Raw genomic sequence first — 16860 nt, 5'->3', positions numbered from 1 at the left:
GCGGAGGGCGTCGATAATGTACGGAGTCTTGCTGGTTACGCATCTGTTGGCGGCCATTGCTTTCATTGGCACGCTGTTTTTCGAGGTCTTCATCTGGCACAGCGCCCGCCGGCCCTTGACCCAAGGCGTCAAGGACGCTGCCGACCAGGCCATCGCCCAGCGCTCGCGGCACGTGCTGCACAGCGTCGTGCTGGTGCTGTACGGCGCCGGCCTGGCCCTGGCCTGGCAGCATCGTGGGGCATTGAGCCAGCCGTTGAGCAACAGCTTTGGCCTGCTGCTGAGCCTGAAGATCCTGCTGGCGCTGAGCATCATCGGTCACTATTTGTGGCTGGCGTACTGGCTCAAGAGCGGTCGCCTGACGCCTTGCCGCGCTTGTGGGTTGCGCCGCAGTATCCTGGGGCACATGGTGCTGATCGTGGTGTTGGCCAAGGCGATGTTCTATTGGCAGTTTTGAGCCGCAGAGAACAACGCTGAACCCCTGTGGGAGCGAGCAAGCCCACTCCCACAGGGGTAATGGGCAATGTTTGAGATTAGTGGGCAGGTTTCATCGCATTGACGAACAACACATTGTTTTCCAGGTGGATGTGCTGCATCAGATCATCACGAAACTCCACCAGCCCCCGATACAGGGCGCGCCAGGTGTTGCAGGCGTCGGCGGGTGGGGTGATCTGGTCGGTCAGGGCGAGCATGGTTTCCAGGGCTTCACCGTGCTGGTCGTGTTCGTAGCGCAGCACCTGGATCGGCGCCGAGGCCCGTTCGCCAAGGCCTTGTTGCAGCATCGGGAACAGCACCTGTTCTTCCTTGAGCATGTGGCCTTCGAGTTCCTGGTACATGTCCTGCAGGTGATCGGCCAGTCCGTTGGGGCAACTGGGTCGCGCACCATGGACCTGCTCGACGCGCCGGGCCAGGCGGATCAGTTCCGGCAGCTGTTCGCGATGGCGCGCGTGGTAGCGCTCCAGGATGTGGGCAAGCAAGGTCGCCTGGGGTTCGTCGCGCCAGTCATGGCCCAGTTCCCCGGCGGCTTGCAGGGTGCGCAGGGCGTCGGCGATCAGCAGCGGGTTAAGGCCTTTGCCCAGCGCCGCTTCACGCAAGGACTTTTGCCCGCCGCAGCAGAAGTCGAGGTTGTAATGATGGAAGGTACGGGTCGCACCGGGAATGTCGCAGGCCAGTTGGCCGAGGCTTTGTTCCAGCAGATCGAGGCTCATTGGGTTTCCTTAGGGTTGAATGCCGGGAGGGACAGATAAGCGCTCTCTTTTTTTGCAGCCGGCGTGCCATATTCAACTGATTGAAAACAAAGCATTAAATTTTTGCCAGGGTGATTGTCACCCTGATTGTGAAGGGTCAAACGAACCCTGGAGGGTCATCACTACCATGCTGCGTGAAAGCCTGGCCGCCGACCTGATCGTCGAGCTGCCCAATGCGGTGCGATTGCAGCGCCTGGTGCAGACCCTGCGCGAATACTTCAACAGTGGCGCCGTGGGGCTGCTGCGCCTGGACGATGACAGTCTCAGACCCGTGGCCACCGTGGGCCTGGTCCACGAAGCACTGGGACGGCGCTTCGTGATTGCCCAGCACCCGCGTCTGGCGGCGATCATGGCCTCGCGCGAACCCACCTGGTTCGAGCCGGACAGCCGTCTGCCGGACCCTTACGACGGTTTGCTCGACAACCACGTCGGTGAACCGCTGCCGGTGCATGACTGCATGGGCGTGAGCCTGTACGTGGAAGGACGGCTCTGGGGTGCGATCACCCTGGATGCGTTGCACGCCGGCACCTTCGACAGCCGCGCCCGCGAGGAACTCAAGCGCTGTACGTTGCAGATCGAGGCCGCCGTGCGGGTCACCCGGCTCGAGCAGGAAAACCGTAGCCTGCGAGCATCGCGCAGCGACCAGACCGACCTGCGGCTACCCGCCGAAGAGGGCGAGATCCTCGGGCGCAGCGAGGGGTTGCAGCAGTTGCTCAACGAACTGGATGTGCTGGCGGACTCCGAACTGCCGGTGCTGTTGCTGGGCGAAACCGGAGTCGGCAAGGAGTTGTTCGCCCGGCGGCTGCATCGGCTGTCCCGACGAGGCAACAAGCCGTTGGTTCAGGTCAACTGCGCGGCGTTGCCGGAGTCCCTGGCCGAAAGCGAGTTGTTCGGCCACGTCAAAGGCGCATTCTCCGGGGCGACCACCGACCGTGCCGGGCGCTTCGACGCGGCCAATGGTGGCACGCTGTTCCTCGATGAGGTCGGTGAATTGCCGTTGAGCGTGCAGGCCAAGTTGCTGCGCACCCTGCAGAACGGCGAGATCCAGCGCCTGGGGGCGGACAAGCCGCTGCACGTTGATGTGCGGATCATCGCCGCCACCAACCGGCACCTGCCCGACAGCATTCGCGACGGGTTGTTTCGCGCCGACCTGTATCACCGGCTTTCGGTCTACCCGGTGCCGATCCCGCCGCTGCGCGAGCGCGGTCATGATGTATTGATGCTGGCCGGGCACTTTCTCGAACTGAACCGCACGCGGCTGGGCTTGCGTGGGTTGCGCCTGTCCCCGGCGGCTGAACAGGCGCTGCTGGCGTACAGCTGGCCGGGCAATGTGCGGGAACTGGAACACGTGATCAGCCGCGCGGCGTTGAAGCAACTGAGTCGTGGCGCCAGTCGCAGCCTGATCATGACCCTGGAACCGCAGGTGCTCGACCTCGACGTCAACGCCAGCACAGCCTCGACGCAAGCGCTGCCCGAACAGGCCCTGCAAGCGTTGGATGCGCGTGTGCAGCCCTTGAGCGAGGCTGTCGATGGTTGCCAGCGCCAGGCGATCCTCAAGGCCCTGGAACGCTGCGGGCAGAACTGGGCGGGGGCCGCGCGGCTGTTGGAGGTTGACCCGAGCAATCTGCATAAGCTGGCGCGGCGGTTGGGGCTTAAGTGAATCTTTGGCCACCTGTTCCTGAGTCATGCGCCGACTGTTGGAGCTGCCGAAGGCTGCGATCTTTTGATCTGTCGCTTGAGATTCAAGTGTCTGGGGAAAGATCGCAGCCTCGCTGCGCTCGGCAGCTCCTACAGGGGGGGGCACATTTGATGGGGGTCAAGGTGGACCCGCAGGGCCAGGCGCAGACTGGGGCAAACCCACAGTGGAGATATCTCTCATGCCCCTTTCCCTGGCCAAAATGCGCCGCCAGTACACCCTCGATGGCCTGGATGAAGCCCTGGCACCCGACGCCCCCATGGCGCTGTTCGCGCTCTGGATGCAACAGGCCCGCGACACCGAAAGCCCACCGGTGGAAGCCAACAGCATGGCCCTGGCGACGGTGGACGAGCAGGGCCGGCCTCACTGTCGGGTGTTGTTGCTCAAGGGCTTCGACGCCCAGGAGTTTTCTTTTTTTGGCAACTACGACAGCGCAAAGGGCCAGAACCTGGCGGCCAACCCCTGGGCGGCCATGACGTTTTTCTGGCCGGGGCTGGAGCGGCAAGTACGCATCGAAGGGCCGGTCCACAAACTCGATCCGGCGTTGTCGGATGCCTATTTTGAATCCCGTTCCGTCGCCAGTCGCCTGGGCGCCTGGGCGTCGCCACAAAGCCGGCCACTGGAGGACAGGGCCGCGCTGGAGACCTTGCTGGCGCAAACCGAAAAACGCTTTGCCGATCAACCCGTGCGGCGCCCCGGCCATTGGGGAGGCTATTGCCTGCGGCCCGAACGGATGGAGTTCTGGCAGGGCCGCGCCGACCGTTTGCACGATCGCCTCGACTACCGCCTGCAGGATGGCGCCTGGCAGCGTTGCCGCCTGGCACCTTGAGTGCCAAGGGAGGTACCTCCAACGAGGAATAGGCCCGGCAACGATTGCGGTTCAGGCTGGGCCATCTTTTCTGACAGGACGGCTGATCATGGCCCATCTGACGCAACGCCTCTTTCAACCGCTGAATATCGCGGTCCTCACCATCAGCGATACCCGCACCTTCGACACCGACACCTCGGGCCAAACCCTGGCGGACCTGTTGCAAACGGCCGGACACGTGCTCATCGACCGTGGGTTGGTGAAAGACGATATCTACCAGATCCGCGCCCAGGTCTCCCAATGGATCGCCGACCCCAAGGTGCAGGTGGTGTTGATGACCGGCGGCACCGGGTTCACCCCGCGCGACAACACTCCTCAGGCGGTGGCGCCACTGCTGGACAAGCAGGTGGACGGTTTCGGCGAGTTGTTCCGCCAGGTGTCGCTGGCGCAGATCGGCATGTCCACCCTGCAATCGCGCGCCTTGGCGGGCATGAGCAACGGGGTGCTGGTGTGCTGCTTGCCGGGTTCGCCGGGGGCGTGCCGGACCGGATGGGAGCAGATCCTGGCCGGGCAATTGGACAGCCGCACCGGCCCGTGCAATTTCACCCCGCACCTCAAACCCCAGGACGGCATCGCCCCAACGGCTTGCGAGACACGCTCGTGAACGGCCGGGTGTGCGACAGCGGCGTGTTGATGCCGGTGGATGAGGCGATCCGTCATCTGCTCGACCAGGCACCGCCGCCACCGCCCGTGCAACGGGTTGGCCTGGACCAGGCCCTGGCGCGTGTGCTGGCCACTGACATTGTGTGCCCGATGAACCTGCCGGCCTGGGACAACAGCGCGATGGATGGCTATGCCCTGCGGGCCGCTGACCTGCCGGGTGACGGCGGCGACCTGTTGTTGGGCGGGCGGATCGCCGCGGGTGACGAACCGGGCGAGCCGTTGCAGGCCGGGCAAGTCGTGCGGATTTTTACTGGCGCGCCGCTGCCACCGGGTGCCGACACGGTAGTGCCGCAGGAAAGCTGTCGCGTCGATGGCGAGCGGGTCTGGTTGCCGCCGGTCAACGGCGGTGACCATGTTCGCAAGGAAGGTGAGGAACTGCGTCGAGGAGACCGGCTGCTTGAAGCCGGCACGCGCTTGCGCGCCCAGGAGTTGGGTCTGCTCGCCGGTGCCGGCGTCGGCCAGGTGGACGTCTATCGCCCCTTACAAGTGGGCTTGCTCAGCAGCGGCGATGAGCTGCGCGAGCCGGGTGAGCCACTGGCGCCAGGACAGATCTACAACAGCAATCGCCATAGCCTCGCCGCACTGTTGCGCGGTTGGGGTGTCGAGGTGCATGACTTCGGGGTCATGCCCGACCAGCTATTGGCCAGTCGACAAGCGTTGCGCCTGGCCGCCGCCGAATGCGATGTGCTGATCACCTCGGGCGGTGTCTCGGTGGGTGAAGAAGACCATCTCAAGCAAGCCATCGAAGCCTTGGGCAGCATCGACCTCTGGCGCCTGGCCATCCAGCCGGGCAAGCCTCTGGCCTTTGGCGATGTGGAAGGCAAACCTTGGATCGGGCTGCCGGGCAATCCGTCGGCGGCGTTGATTACCGCGCTGATCGTCGTGCGGCCGTTCCTGTTTCGGGCCCAGGGCATGGGCGACGTGTTACCCGTGCCGTTGCAGGTGCCCGCCGGGTTCGACTGGCTCAAGCGCAACCGGCGCCGACAGTACCTGCGGGCCAGGTTGGTTCCGGATGCCAACGGCCACCTGTGCGTGGAACTGCACCCTCAGCAAAGTTCGGCGATGCTGACGGCCGCCTGCTGGGCCGATGGGCTGGCGGTGGTGGAGTGTGAGGCGCAACTGCACAAGCACGACAAGGTGCTGTATCTGCCATTCGCCGAACTGATGCATTGACGGCAATTGATTGCCGTCAAGGTCGCCGGCCGAGGGCTGGCTAGACTGGCGGCGCCTGAGTTTTCTCATGAGGATGCCCCATGCAACTGGTTTGCCCGGCAGGGAATCTGCCTGCCCTCAAAGCGGCGGTGCGCCAAGGCGCCGATGCCGTCTATGTCGGCTTTCGCGATGACACCAATGCCCGGCACTTCGCCGGGCTGAACATGGACGATAAGCAGTTCGACGCGGCTGTCGCACACATCCGCCAGCACCAACGCAAGCTGTACGTGGCGGTCAATACTTACCCGCAGCCCAAGGGCTGGGAGCGCTGGCAACGGGCCGTGGATCGCGCCGCCGATTTCGGCGTGGATGCCCTGATTGCCGCCGACCCTGGTGTGCTCAGCTACGCCAGCCAGCGCCATCCGAAGCTGGCGCTGCACCTGTCGGTACAAGGTTCGGCCACCCACGCCGCGGCCCTGGCGTTTTACGCCCAGCGTTATGACATCCGCCGCGCCGTGCTGCCACGGGTACTGTCCCTGGCCCAAGTGCGGCAGGTGGCGGCGGGCAGTCCGGTGCCGATCGAAGTCTTCGGTTTCGGCAGCCTGTGCATCATGGCTGAAGGCCGTTGCCACTTGTCTTCCTACATCACCGGCGAATCACCGAACCTGTGCGGCGTCTGCTCGCCCGCCAAGGCGGTGCGCTGGAGCGAGGATGCCCAAGGCCTCAGCGCACGCCTGAGCGAGGTGCTGATCGACCGCTATACCCCCGAAGAACCGGCCGGTTATCCGACCTTGTGCAAAGGCCGCTTCCTGGTCGGCGGCAAGCGCTTCCATGCGCTGGAAGAACCCACCAGCCTCGACACCCTCGACCTGCTGCCTGAGCTGGCGGCCATTGGCGTCGAAGCGGTGAAGATCGAAGGTCGTCAACGCAGCCCGGCCTACGTTGAGCAAGTGACCCGGGTCTGGCGCGCCGCACTGGATGCCCACCAGGTCGCGCCGCAACGGTTCCGGGTGCAGGAAGAATGGCGCCAGGCGCTGGCTGGCTTGTCCGAAGGCAGCCAGACCACCCTGGGTGCCTACCATCGATCATGGCAATGAGGGGAGGCCAGATGAAACTCAGCCTGGGACCGGTCCTGTTTTATTGGGACAAAGCGCAACTGGGGAATTTCTATGCCGAGATGTCGGCATTGCCGCTGGACGTGATTTACCTGGGGGAAACCGTGTGTTCGAAACGCCGGGCGTTCTCCCTGGATCAGTGGCTGGGGTTGGCGCGCGAGCTGCAAACGTGCAGCCAGGCACAGATTGTGTTGTCGAGCCTGACGCTGATCGAAGCGGCCTCGGAGCTGTCCTCGCTGCGACGCCTGTGTGACAACGGCCAGTTGTTGGTGGAAGCCAATGACATGGGCGCGGTGCAGTTCATGGCCGAACGCAAACTGCCTTTCGTCGGCGGCCCGGCGCTGAACTTGTACAACGGCCACGCCCTGGGGCAATTGCTCGACAGTGGCATGATCCGTTGGGTGCCGCCCGTGGAGTGCTCGGCGGCGCTGATCGGCGATGTGCTGGAGCAGGTGCGGGACATGGACCGCGAGGTGCCGGAGGTGGAGATCTTCGCCTACGGTCATCTGCCCTTGGCGTACTCGGCACGATGCTTTACCGCCCGAGCCGAAAACCGCCCCAAGGACGACTGTCAGTTCTGCTGCATCAACTACCCCGACGGCTTGGCGTTGAGCAGTCAAGAGGGCCAACAGTTGTTCACCCTCAACGGCATCCAGACGATGTCCGGTGAGGTGACCAACCTGCTGGCCGACTACAACGCGCTGGTGGCCTGTGGCGCTGATGTGCTGCGCCTGAGTCCGCGGGCCCAGGGCATGGCCGAGGTGGTCACGGCCTTCGACAAAGTGCGTCAGGGCGGGGCACCGCCGTTGTTCGTGGACGGTTGCAATGGCTACTGGCACGGCCATGCCGGCATGTTGAAGGTAGAGGAGGCGGGCCTGTGCTGAGTTCGAAGAAGTGGCTGCTCAAAGGTGCCGACCGCTTGCTGCCGCTGGTGGGCAAGGTGCCGTTTGTGGTGCAGCGCCTGGCGTTGCAGCAGGCGCTCAATCGCTGCCTGGCCGAGCCGCTGCGCGACGGCGGGTTCGAGGTGCTGCGTGGGCGCTGGTTGTGCCTGCGCGTGCCCGACCTGAAGTTGTGCTGGTACCTGACCTTGGCGCGGGACGGTTTGCGCATTGCCGAACGGGCCGAGGCCCAGGTCACCATCAGCGGCAACTGGCGCGAGTTTCTGTTGCTGGCCAGTCGGCAGGAAGACCCTGACACGCTGTTCTTCCGTCGCCGCTTGGTGATCGAGGGGGATACCGAGTTGGGGCTGGCGTTGAAGAATTTGATCGACAGTCTTGATCCGGACGTTCTGCCGCCTTGGCTTTGGCGCAACCTGGAGCGGGCGGGCAAGGGGTTGGCGGCGGGGTGAGAGGTTGAGTTGCTGTGATCGACGCAGATCCAGTGTATGGCTTGCCTGCGATATAGGTGGCCTCACAGCCGGCCTGGCTCCTGCGGATGTAACCCATCCATGTGGGAGCCGAGCTTGCTCGCGATGGCGGCCTGACAGCCGACCTGTCTCTTGCGGATGTATACAGATCTCCTGCGGAGCTGCGGCTTTGATCTTTTGATCTTGGTACGGCCAGGCACGTCAGTGCGCAAACGCTTTAGGGTATTTGTCCAGATAGGCATCATTGAGCTGCGTATCCTGGGAACGCATGAAAGATTTGAAGTCGGGTACCAGAAAAACCAGCAGAGACAACAGCAGCACCATGACGCCCAGCAGCGTGATTGTCAGTGCGACCCCCAGATAGGCGATCAGGGTGTTCATCGCGAAACTGCCCAAGGGGCTGGCCGCCGCAGACAGAAATGAAACCGTTGCAAAAATCCGGTTGCGATGGAGCTTTGGCGTTGCCAGCAACCTCACAGCGGAAGTGGGGATGTTAATCAACATCAGGCCGACGCCGCCGCAGAAAAAGGCCGCGGGCACGATGAACGACGATGAAACGGTCCCGACCACTACAAGGTTGCACCCCAGCAATGCGAAACCTGCGGACACACACATGTCACGGGGGACCCGGTCGGATAACCAGCCGATGATCTTGTAACTGCCCGCCAGAATGCCCAGTCCGAAGCACGAATCCAGAAGACCGATGTAAGTGACCGGGTATTGGATGACGTCCTTTACATACAATGGGATCAGGATGGTGAAGAACGGAAACAGGGCAAAGTTGATCAGCATTGCAATGATGGCCAGGTAAAATTCGACTTTCACTCCGTAAACTACTTTGAAGCCGGAATAGATCATGCTAAAGCCGCTGGCACCCGGGGCTTTTTCGCCTTGGTCAGTGGCGCCGATGGGGCTCGGGATGGTCGCGATCAACGCCCCGGCGATGAGAATTGCAAAAAAATCGGCGGCAAAGGCGAACGTGATACCGAATCCGTAAATCAACCCGCTGGCCAGTACCGGTCCCAGCAGAATGGAAAAGGACGACATCACGCTTTTGGTCCGAAAGGCCAGGGAGACTTTATCGTCGTCTGCAAACAAAGGAATGATCGAAGCCTGGAGAGGGTCGCGTACGCCGACGATCGCACTGCTGATCATCATCAGCGCGCCCACCGTCCAGGGGGTGAACGACCCCGTGGCGGACAGTACCACCATCAACAGCGCTGTCAGCAGGCTGATCCATGAGGCCAGCTTGATGATCAGGATTTTGTTGTACTTGTCCCCCAGCCATCCCAGCAGGGGTTTGGCTAACACCTCCGTCGCGATGGAACAGGCAATCATGTTGGCGAAATAGAGCGCAGAGCCTGTTTCCTGCAACGCCCACCAAGCCACCGCCAGTTGATTGCACCGCCCGCCCAAAACCATCAACAAAAAGCTGAATTGCACTTTCAGAAGACGCCGGTCGATGCCGGGAAAGCCCCACGTAATGCCTGAAAAATTTGCACTCATTGACGTACCTTTAATCCACCGGAATTCCAATACGGTCCAACCAAGTTGTGTCGGCCACTCGGGTAATCCCCAGGCGTGGGCTATATCGTTGACGATGATTTTTTGCAGGTGGTGGAGATCGCGCCAACTGAATATTACTTTCAAGATGTTGCGGCTTTACATCATCGCGAAGAGGTGGCGAGTTTTCTGAAATGTTAGTCGTGTTGGTTGTGGGAATGAGCTTGCTGATTCTTAGGAAAGGTATATTGCTGTCGTAGGACGGGTCTTGGAAATTTCTGTAAGTAATTTCTGTAAGCTTTAAGTTCTTGGCGCGTTATCTCAAGATTAGGTTTGCAGTATCAGTTGAGCTGATTTCAAAAAATTGAATCAGCAAGTGCGTTCTAACTGACATACGGCGGCTACAGGTTTTAGGACCGCTTCGCGGTCCAGCGGGAGCAAGCTCCCTCGCCACCGGTTTTGGTGTTCGACACTAGCACCTGTTCGCCTTCTCAAGCCGTCTCGGTGGCTTCGATCATCTGGCTTTCAATCAGCCGCTTGATCTCCTCAAACAACTCGTCACTCTGCTCCTCGGTGCAATCCTCGCCGTTGCGTTTGCGCAAACCGTGGTGGCTGAAGATCAGATGCACATCGGCGTGCAGGTCGTGCTGGTTCAGGCAGCTTTCGACGCATTGCAGCGGGCAGCCGTCCAGTGCCAGGATTCTCCGTCCCGAGCGTGCTTTATTGACCAGCGCAGCCACATGCCCGCCGACCCCGACGATGCAGGACATTTCGGCCAGGCCGCTGCGATCCAGGCGCAGGGCCAGGGTATTGGCCAACTGCGCGACATTCGAGCAACCGGAGCAGGAGTAGACCAAGGGAAGGCTTGAATCGGACATGAGGGTTCTCCACTGATGGACTCTGCCAGTGTGCGAGGCCGCCAGTAATACGCCTTGACCATGGTCAAATCCGGGACTGGCCCGGTTACTGTTGGTAACCAGCCAGTTCTTCTTCAGCCAGGATACGAATGTTGCGTCGCTCCATGGCAATCAACCCCCCATCAACCAACCGATGAAGAATCCGAGAAAACGTCTCCGGCTGAATCCCCAACTTGGAAGCCACCAGCCGCTTCGACACCTGCAACACCACCTGACCATCCCGCGGATCCCGCTCCTGCAGCAGGAAATTGATCACCCGCCGACTGGCACTGGCCAAGGTCAAGTTATCGATATCCTTGAGCCGCTGATGCAAATGAATACTCATGCTCGCCAGGATCGCCAGGCAGACCTTGGGCTGGTCCTCCAGGGCCTTGCGGTAATGTGTGCCCTCGATACTCACCAGCACGCTGTCCTTGATCGCCGACGCGCTGACCGGATAGCAGCGGGCCTGGCTGAACAGCAGGGCCTCGGCGAAGGTCTGGCCGGGCTGGATGATTTCCACCAGGTTCTCCTGGCCCTCACCGGTCACCCGGAACAGCTTGATCTGGCCACTGACCAGCAAGAAAAACCGCTTGGCCGGATCGCCCTGGTGCATGAGCGTGCTGTTGCATTCCAGGCGTTTGAGGACAGCCAGGCTGCAGACATCTTCAAAGACCCGCTCCGGCAGTTGGCTGAACAGGTGATGACGACGCAACAGTAAAACGATGGAAGGGTGGGTCAGCATGGCGTACCTCCGCGTGCCGTCATGGTAGAGCCCAAGGCGTCATCGGCCTATGCCTCGGCTGGCCTACCTCGGAAGAGGGATGGGCCTCTCGATCACGACACAAAACCTGTGGGGAACGAAATCCAGATCTGCTCCCACAGGGCGTGTGTTTTGCTGGGCTAACCCGCCCCGCGCAAATGTTCCATCGCCCACACGGCGGCTTCGACCCGTGAGCGCAAACCGAGTTTGTGCAGCAGGTTCTTCACATGCACCTTGACCGTGCCTTCGGTGATGCCCAGCTTGTGCCCGATGACCTTGTTGCTATAGCCACCGGCGATGGTCTTGAGGACCTGGCGTTCGCGCTCGGTCAGTTCCACATCGGCCTGGCGCGGTGGTGAGCGCAGGGCCTGGGCCATGACGCGGGTCAGGCCGGGGCTGATCACCAGGGCGCCGTTGAGGGCGTCGCGGATGTACTGGATCAGCAGCTCCGGCTCCATGTCCTTGAGCAGGTAACCGTTGGCGTCCAGGCGCAAGGCATCGCGGATGTCGTCCTCGGCATCGGACACGGTGAACAGCAGCACCTTGCCGGTGTAGTGCATGGCGCGCAGTCGGCGCAGGGTCTCGATGCCGTTCATCTGCGGCATGTTGTTGTCCAGCAGCACCAGGTCGGGCTTGAGCGGTTCGATCAGGGTCAGGGCTTCTTCGCCGTGGCTGGCTTCACCAACGATGTGCAAATCGTCTTCGAGCTCAAGCATCTGGCGGATGCCGCGACGCATCATCGGATGATCGTCGACCAGTAGCAGGGTGTGGCGCAGGGGCGCGTTCATGTTGCGAGGCCTTCGGTGTGTTGGCCCAGGAATTCCGGTTGGAAATGCACCTGGATGCGGGTGCCCTGGGGTGTTCGAGAGAGAATCTGCAGTTGGCCGCGCAGGCTGCGGGCCCGCTCGTTCATGATGTTCAAACCATGGTGTTCGCGCTGGTCCACCTCGCCGCTGAAGCCGCGGCCATCGTCTTCGATCGACAGCCGCACGGTTTCGCCTTCCTGGCGCAGTTCGAGCCAGGCGTTTTCGGCATGGGCATGGCGCAGGCAGTTGGACAGGGCCTCACGGGTGATCTGCAGGATGTGGATCTGCTCGCTGGCCGACAGCTCGAAGGCCAGGGTGTCGACGAACAGGTGCACCTGGAAATCCCCTCGGCTTGAGAACTCCTCGGCGGTGTCCTTGAGTTCCTCGACCAGGCCGTCGTCGTGGATCTGCAGGCGGAAGGTGGTCAGCAGTTCACGCAGTTGGCGATAAGCATTGTTCAGTCCCTCGCGCAGCTCGCCGGTCACCGTCTCCAGGGTCTGCACCGGTTCGCCCCGACGCATCAGGGTCTGCATGCGGCTGACTTGCAGTTTCATGTACGACAAGGCCTGGGCCAGGGAGTCGTGGAGCTCGCGGGCAATGATCGTGCGTTCCTCGAGCAGCAGCAGGCGATGGTCCTGTTCGCGCTGGCGCTTGAGGGACAGCGACGTGCCAATCAGGTGGGCCAGGGCCTGGATCAATGCGGTCTCCCAGGGCTGCGCCGCGTGGCCGTCGACAAAATGCGCCTTGAGCTCACCCAGTTCATTACCCTGGTTACTGATGCTAAAGGCTAGCGGGCGTGCAGCGTTGCGTTTATGGCAACTGGCGCAATCGCTGCTGGCGCACACCTGGCGACTGTCGGCGCCATGCAGCGCCAGCAGGTGCCTGGCCGGTGCCTGCAATTGCCCTTGCAGGCACAACGTCAGGCGCAGGCCCGGCAGGCGCTGTTGGAAGCGTCGGATCAATTCATCCAGCCCTTCGGCATTAGCCTGCCGCGTCGCCAGGCTGCGACTGCTCTGGTACAACAGCTCCAGGGCGGCGTTGGCCTGTTGCAGGTTCAGGGTCTTTTGCCGGACCTGGTTTTCCAGGGTGCGATGGGATTGCTCGATGGTCTCGGCCATGGTGTTGAAACTGGTCGCCAATTGGCCCAGCTCATCCTCGGACTGGTGATTGACCCGCACCTGGAACTCGCCACGGCGAAAGCGCTGGGTGGCGTCCACCAACTCCTGCAAGGGCGTGACCACGCCGTACTGCAATTCATACAGGCCGATCAGCAGGATGATCATGGTGCTGAACAGCGCCGCACCCTGGATGGCCTGCTGCCAGCCTTGCTTGTGTTCGCTCTGGCGTTGCAGCAGGGTGACGAACTGGTCCAGTTGATCGACGAACCCGTTGGCGCTGGCCTGGAAAAACGCCGAGTCACCACGCTCGATGGCCGGGCGCAAAGTCTGGTTCCAGCGTTGCACAAGGTCGCGATAGCTTTTGTGCAGGGAGGTTTCCGGCCCATCTTCCAGCACGGCGCGCAGGGCTGGGCTGTCGAGACGTTGTTGCAGGCTGGCGACGATCGCCGGGATGTCGTCGTTGGTCCCCGCCGAGAGTTTCCAGCTCAGGTGGTAGGTCTCCATGCGCACGGAGCCGGCGGTATTGATGGCGGCAGCGTCGCCTTGGCTGAACCAGGCGATCAACCCGGCACTCAAGGAGCTGGCCAGGGCCAGGATGGCAATCAGGATCACCGCCAGCCCGGCGCGAGCGGGCAGGGAACTGCGCAGCCAACGCATCATCGACGCGGGCCTGCGGGGCATAACTGTGAACCGAGCATAGGGGGGGCGCCCTGGACCTGGGGGTGTAGCAGCCAATCCTGGGCGCACTACCTCTAAAGAGTTGTCGGCCGCTCCATTTCCATAAAAGCTTCGGCAGACTTGTTCAAAGTATTGATAAACAAAGGGTTGTATCAATATCAGGACCTACCTCCTTGGAGGTAGGCGGGCCAAGCATAGGCCTGGACCGCCCCGGCGCACGTTGACCCAGGTCAAGTTTTCGCGGGGTTCGTATCACTAGGCTGCGCTCATCGAACTGACGGAGTGCATCGTGATGCGAGCGCAAGTGCAACAAGGGCTGGTACTAGGGATGAGTACCCTGGCCTTCACCGTGTGCTTCATGGTCTGGATGATGTTTGCTGTGCTGGGGGTTCCGATCAAGGAACTGCTGGCCCTCAATGAAACCCAGTTTGGCCTGCTGGCCGCTACGCCGGTATTGACCGGTTCGCTGGTGCGTCTACCCCTGGGGCTTTTGACCGACCGCTTTGGCGGGCGGATCGTGTTCTTCCTGCTGATGCTGTCCTGCGTATTGCCGCTGTACCTGATCACCCTCGCCACGGCCTTTTGGCAGTTCCTGGTGCTGGGCCTGTTCGTCGGCCTGGCTGGAGGCTCGTTCTCGGTGGGCATCGCCTACGTTGCCAAGTGGTTCGACAAACAGAACCAGGGTTTTGCCATGGGCGTGTTCGGCGCCGGCAATGCCGGTGCGGCGCTAACCAAGTTCCTCGCTCCGGCGCTGATCGCGTTCGGCAGCTGGCACCTGGTGCCGAAGGTGTTCAGCGCCATCCTGTTCATTACCGCACTGTTGTTCTGGTTTCTCACCACCGAGAAAAAGGAACACAGCGGCACGGGCGGTGCCACGTTGCGCGAGCAACTCAAAGCCCTGAAAGAGCCGGCCGTGTGGCGCTACTGCCAGTACTACTCGATCGTGTTCGGCGGCTATGTGGCCCTGGCGTTGTGGATGACCAAGTACTACGTGCAGGAATACGGCTTCAGCCTGCAAAGCGCGGCGCTGCTGGCGGCGTGTTTCTCCCTGCCCGGCGGCGTGCTGCGGGCCGTCGGTGGCTGGATGTCCGACCGCTGGGGCGCCCAGAGCGTGACCTGGTGGGTGTTGTGGGTGAGCTGGATCTGTCTGTTCCTGCTGTCCTATCCCCAGACTCAACTGCAAGTGCAGACCGTCAACGGCATCGTCGATTTCCATATTGGCCTCAGTCCCACTCTGTTCACCGTGCTGCTGTTCGTGATGGGCATCGCCTTCGCGTTCGGCAAGGCCTCGGTCTTCAAGTACATCGCCAACGACTACCCGAAAAATATGGGGGCGGTGTCCGGCATCGTCGGTCTGGCCGGGGGCCTGGGCGGGTTCGTGCTGCCGATTATGTTTGGTGCCCTGGTGGACCTCACCGGCGTGCGCTCGTCCTGCTTCATGTTGATGTACGGCGTGGTCTGGGTATCCCTGGCCTGGATGTACTTCAGCGAAATGCGCAAGCGCCCGCTGCTGGGTAAGCAGCCGCCGGCCACTCAATCCCCGTTTTCCAGCATTGCCCAAGGAGAAGAACATGTCCGTTCTGAAAACGCCTGAAAAGGGCCCGGTCATTCATGACTGGCGCCCGGAAGACCCCGCGTTCTGGGGCAAAAGTGGTAAACAGACTGCCCGGCGCAACCTGTGGATTTCGATTCCGGCACTGCTGTTGGCCTTTGCGGTATGGATGGTCTGGAGCACGGTAATCGTGCGCCTGAATGCCATCGGCTTCAGCTTTACCACTGACCAGCTGTTCTGGCTGGCGGCATTGCCGGGGCTGTCCGGCGCGACCTTGCGCATCTTCTACTCGTTCATGGTGCCGATCTTCGGCGGGCGTCGCTGGACCGCGCTGAGCACGGCGTCGTTGTTGATACCGGCTTTGTGGATGGGTTTCGCCGTGCAGGATTCGGCCACGCCCTACAGCGTGTTCGTGCTGATCGCATTGCTTTGCGGTTTTGGTGGCGGCAACTTCGCCTCGAGCATGTCCAACATCAGCTTCTTCTACCCTAAGTCCCAGCAGGGCACCGCCCTGGGCCTGAACGCCGGGCTGGGTAACCTGGGCGTGTCGGTGATGCAGTTCAGCGTGCCACTGGTGATCTCCTTCGGTGTGTTCGGCTTCATGGGCGGCCAACCGCAAGTCCTGGCCGACGGCAGCTCTTTGTGGTTGCAGAACGCCGGTTTCATCTGGGTGCCGTTCATTCTCGCCGTAACCCTGATTGCCTGGTTCGGCATGAACGACCTGTCCAGCGCCCGCGCTTCGTTCAGCGAACAGGCGGTGATCTTCAAGCGCAAGCACAACTGGCTGATGTGCTGGTTGTACCTGGCGACCTTCGGTTCGTTCATCGGTTTTTCCGCGGCTTTCCCGCTGCTGATCAAGACCTCCTTCCCTGAAGTCATCGCCCTGAAATTCGCCTTCCTCGGCCCATTGGTGGGCGCGCTGGTACGGCCACTGGGCGGCTGGCTGGCGGACAAGCTCGGCGGCGCAAAGGTCACCTTGTGGAACTTCGTGTTGATGATCGTGATGGTGTTCGGCGTCCTGCACTTTCTTCCGCAGAACGGCGAGGGCGGCAGCTTCTACGGCTTCCTGGGTATGTTCATGTTGCTGTTCATCACCACTGGCGTGGGCAACGGTTCGACCTTCCGCATGATCCCGGTGATCTTCCGCACCCTGCACGAGAAGGCCGCCCTGGGCAAAAAGCCTGAGCAGCGCGAGCAAGCGATCAAGAACGCCGGCAAGGAATCGGCCGCGGTGCTGGGTTTCAGCTCGGCCATGGGCGCCTTCGGAGCCTTCTTTATTCCCAAATCTTTCGGTACTTCGATGGCCCTGACCGGCGGCCCGGAGATGGCCTTCTACATGTTCGTCGGCTTCTACCTGAGCTGCATCGTGGTGACCTGGTGGTGGTACGCCCGCAAAGGCGCGGCGACACCCTGCTAAGACGAATTCAACTATTGCGTGGG

The 16860-nt window shown here is 61.9% G+C and carries 16 protein-coding genes; 10 read left to right on the top strand and 6 right to left on the bottom strand.

The window, feature by feature from the left end:
* The first annotated feature begins 16 nt into the window (after positions 1-16).
* Entirely contained in the window at positions 17-454 is a 438-nt protein-coding gene (locus AACY31_RS17165) for a hypothetical protein (protein ID WP_339480848.1), read from the top strand.
* Positions 455-530: 76 nt separating this feature from the next.
* Here the strand turns inward: AACY31_RS17165 and ytfE are convergent, their stop codons facing one another.
* Positions 531-1205 (bottom strand): iron-sulfur cluster repair protein YtfE, encoded by a 675-nt coding sequence (ytfE, locus tag AACY31_RS17160; protein ID WP_339480845.1) that lies wholly within the window; start codon positions 1203-1205, stop codon positions 531-533.
* Between the two features lie 166 nt (positions 1206-1371).
* Between ytfE and norR the strand changes: the two genes are divergently transcribed.
* From norR to ubiT, 7 genes are all read left to right on the top strand, one after another.
* Positions 1372-2904 carry a nitric oxide reductase transcriptional regulator NorR gene (norR, locus tag AACY31_RS17155; protein WP_339504858.1) on the top strand — a complete coding sequence of 511 codons (1533 nt, stop codon included), beginning with the start codon at positions 1372-1374 and terminating at the stop codon, positions 2902-2904.
* 217 nt (positions 2905-3121) lie between these two features.
* A complete protein-coding gene (gene pdxH, locus AACY31_RS17150) occupies positions 3122-3769 on the top strand; it encodes a pyridoxamine 5'-phosphate oxidase (RefSeq protein ID WP_339504856.1) in 648 nt (215 codons plus the stop codon).
* A gap of 88 nt (positions 3770-3857) precedes the next feature.
* Positions 3858-4412, top strand: coding sequence for a molybdenum cofactor biosynthesis protein B (moaB, locus tag AACY31_RS17145; RefSeq protein WP_122566488.1), 555 nt, complete (start codon positions 3858-3860; stop codon positions 4410-4412).
* Positions 4409-5644 carry a molybdopterin molybdotransferase MoeA gene (locus AACY31_RS17140; protein ID WP_339480989.1) on the top strand — a complete coding sequence of 412 codons (1236 nt, stop codon included), beginning with the start codon at positions 4409-4411 and terminating at the stop codon, positions 5642-5644. Before moaB ends, AACY31_RS17140 begins: the two co-directional genes overlap by 4 nt.
* An 80-nt stretch (positions 5645-5724) precedes the next feature.
* Positions 5725-6720, top strand: a complete 996-nt coding sequence (ubiU, locus tag AACY31_RS17135; RefSeq protein ID WP_339480835.1) for a ubiquinone anaerobic biosynthesis protein UbiU — start codon at positions 5725-5727, stop codon at positions 6718-6720.
* An 11-nt stretch (positions 6721-6731) separates the two neighbouring features.
* Positions 6732-7622, top strand: a complete 891-nt coding sequence (locus AACY31_RS17130; protein WP_339480834.1) for a U32 family peptidase — start codon at positions 6732-6734, stop codon at positions 7620-7622.
* On the top strand, positions 7616-8086 hold the full coding sequence (ubiT, locus tag AACY31_RS17125) for a ubiquinone anaerobic biosynthesis accessory factor UbiT (protein WP_339504854.1): 471 nt from the start codon (positions 7616-7618) through the stop codon (positions 8084-8086). Before AACY31_RS17130 ends, ubiT begins: the two co-directional genes overlap by 7 nt.
* A gap of 219 nt (positions 8087-8305) precedes the next feature.
* On the opposite strand, the gene AACY31_RS17120 is transcribed toward ubiT, so the two are convergent.
* The 5 genes from AACY31_RS17120 to AACY31_RS17100 form a co-directional block, all read right to left on the bottom strand.
* Positions 8306-9754, bottom strand: coding sequence for an MFS transporter (locus tag AACY31_RS17120; protein ID WP_339504851.1), 1449 nt, complete (start codon positions 9752-9754; stop codon positions 8306-8308).
* 344 nt (positions 9755-10098) lie between these two features.
* Positions 10099-10485, bottom strand: coding sequence for a putative zinc-binding protein (locus tag AACY31_RS17115; protein ID WP_339504849.1), 387 nt, complete (start codon positions 10483-10485; stop codon positions 10099-10101).
* Positions 10486-10570: 85 nt separating this feature from the next.
* Positions 10571-11248: a Crp/Fnr family transcriptional regulator gene (locus AACY31_RS17110; protein ID WP_024616162.1), complete on the bottom strand. Its 678-nt coding sequence runs from the start codon at positions 11246-11248 to the stop codon at positions 10571-10573.
* Positions 11249-11406: 158 nt separating this feature from the next.
* Positions 11407-12054, bottom strand: a complete 648-nt coding sequence (gene narL, locus AACY31_RS17105; protein WP_339491931.1) for a two-component system response regulator NarL — start codon at positions 12052-12054, stop codon at positions 11407-11409.
* Positions 12051-13850 (bottom strand): HAMP domain-containing protein, encoded by a 1800-nt coding sequence (locus AACY31_RS17100; protein WP_339480820.1) that lies wholly within the window; start codon positions 13848-13850, stop codon positions 12051-12053. Before AACY31_RS17100 ends, narL begins: the two co-directional genes overlap by 4 nt.
* Positions 13851-14160: 310 nt before the next feature.
* Between AACY31_RS17100 and AACY31_RS17095 the strand changes: the two genes are divergently transcribed.
* Both AACY31_RS17095 and AACY31_RS17090 read left to right on the top strand, forming a co-directional pair.
* A complete protein-coding gene (locus AACY31_RS17095; protein WP_445261557.1) occupies positions 14161-15462 on the top strand; it encodes an MFS transporter in 1302 nt (433 codons plus the stop codon).
* A complete protein-coding gene (locus AACY31_RS17090; protein WP_339480816.1) occupies positions 15440-16837 on the top strand; it encodes a NarK family nitrate/nitrite MFS transporter in 1398 nt (465 codons plus the stop codon). The genes AACY31_RS17095 and AACY31_RS17090 overlap by 23 nt, the downstream gene beginning before the upstream one ends.
* Positions 16838-16860: the final 23 nt, after the last annotated feature.

It is taken from the genome of Pseudomonas sp. RL_105y_Pfl2_101, from assembly GCF_963970585.1.
Taxonomy (GTDB): domain Bacteria; phylum Pseudomonadota; class Gammaproteobacteria; order Pseudomonadales; family Pseudomonadaceae; genus Aquipseudomonas.
The sequence above is the reverse complement of the archived record's forward strand: the minus strand, read 5'-3'. Positions and strand labels throughout refer to the sequence as shown.

Excerpts from the sequence above, each read along its gene's own strand:
- AACY31_RS17130 (WP_339480834.1), top strand. The coding sequence starts at position 6,732 with ATGAAACTCAGCCTGGGACCGGTCCTGTTTTATTGGGACAAAGCGCAA.
- ytfE (WP_339480845.1), bottom strand. The coding sequence starts at position 1,205 with ATGAGCCTCGATCTGCTGGAACAAAGCCTCGGCCAACTGGCCTGCGAC.
- narL (WP_339491931.1), bottom strand. The coding sequence starts at position 12,054 with ATGAACGCGCCCCTGCGCCACACCCTGCTACTGGTCGACGATCATCCG.
- moaB (WP_122566488.1), top strand. The coding sequence starts at position 3,858 with ATGGCCCATCTGACGCAACGCCTCTTTCAACCGCTGAATATCGCGGTC.
- pdxH (WP_339504856.1), top strand. The coding sequence starts at position 3,122 with ATGCCCCTTTCCCTGGCCAAAATGCGCCGCCAGTACACCCTCGATGGC.
- AACY31_RS17115 (WP_339504849.1), bottom strand. The coding sequence starts at position 10,485 with ATGTCCGATTCAAGCCTTCCCTTGGTCTACTCCTGCTCCGGTTGCTCG.
- AACY31_RS17165 (WP_339480848.1), top strand. The coding sequence starts at position 17 with ATGTACGGAGTCTTGCTGGTTACGCATCTGTTGGCGGCCATTGCTTTC.
- AACY31_RS17095 (WP_445261557.1), top strand. The coding sequence starts at position 14,161 with ATGCGAGCGCAAGTGCAACAAGGGCTGGTACTAGGGATGAGTACCCTG.
- AACY31_RS17090 (WP_339480816.1), top strand. The coding sequence starts at position 15,440 with ATGTCCGTTCTGAAAACGCCTGAAAAGGGCCCGGTCATTCATGACTGG.
- AACY31_RS17110 (WP_024616162.1), bottom strand. The coding sequence starts at position 11,248 with ATGCTGACCCACCCTTCCATCGTTTTACTGTTGCGTCGTCATCACCTG.
- AACY31_RS17100 (WP_339480820.1), bottom strand. The coding sequence starts at position 13,850 with ATGATGCGTTGGCTGCGCAGTTCCCTGCCCGCTCGCGCCGGGCTGGCG.
- norR (WP_339504858.1), top strand. The coding sequence starts at position 1,372 with ATGCTGCGTGAAAGCCTGGCCGCCGACCTGATCGTCGAGCTGCCCAAT.
- ubiU (WP_339480835.1), top strand. The coding sequence starts at position 5,725 with ATGCAACTGGTTTGCCCGGCAGGGAATCTGCCTGCCCTCAAAGCGGCG.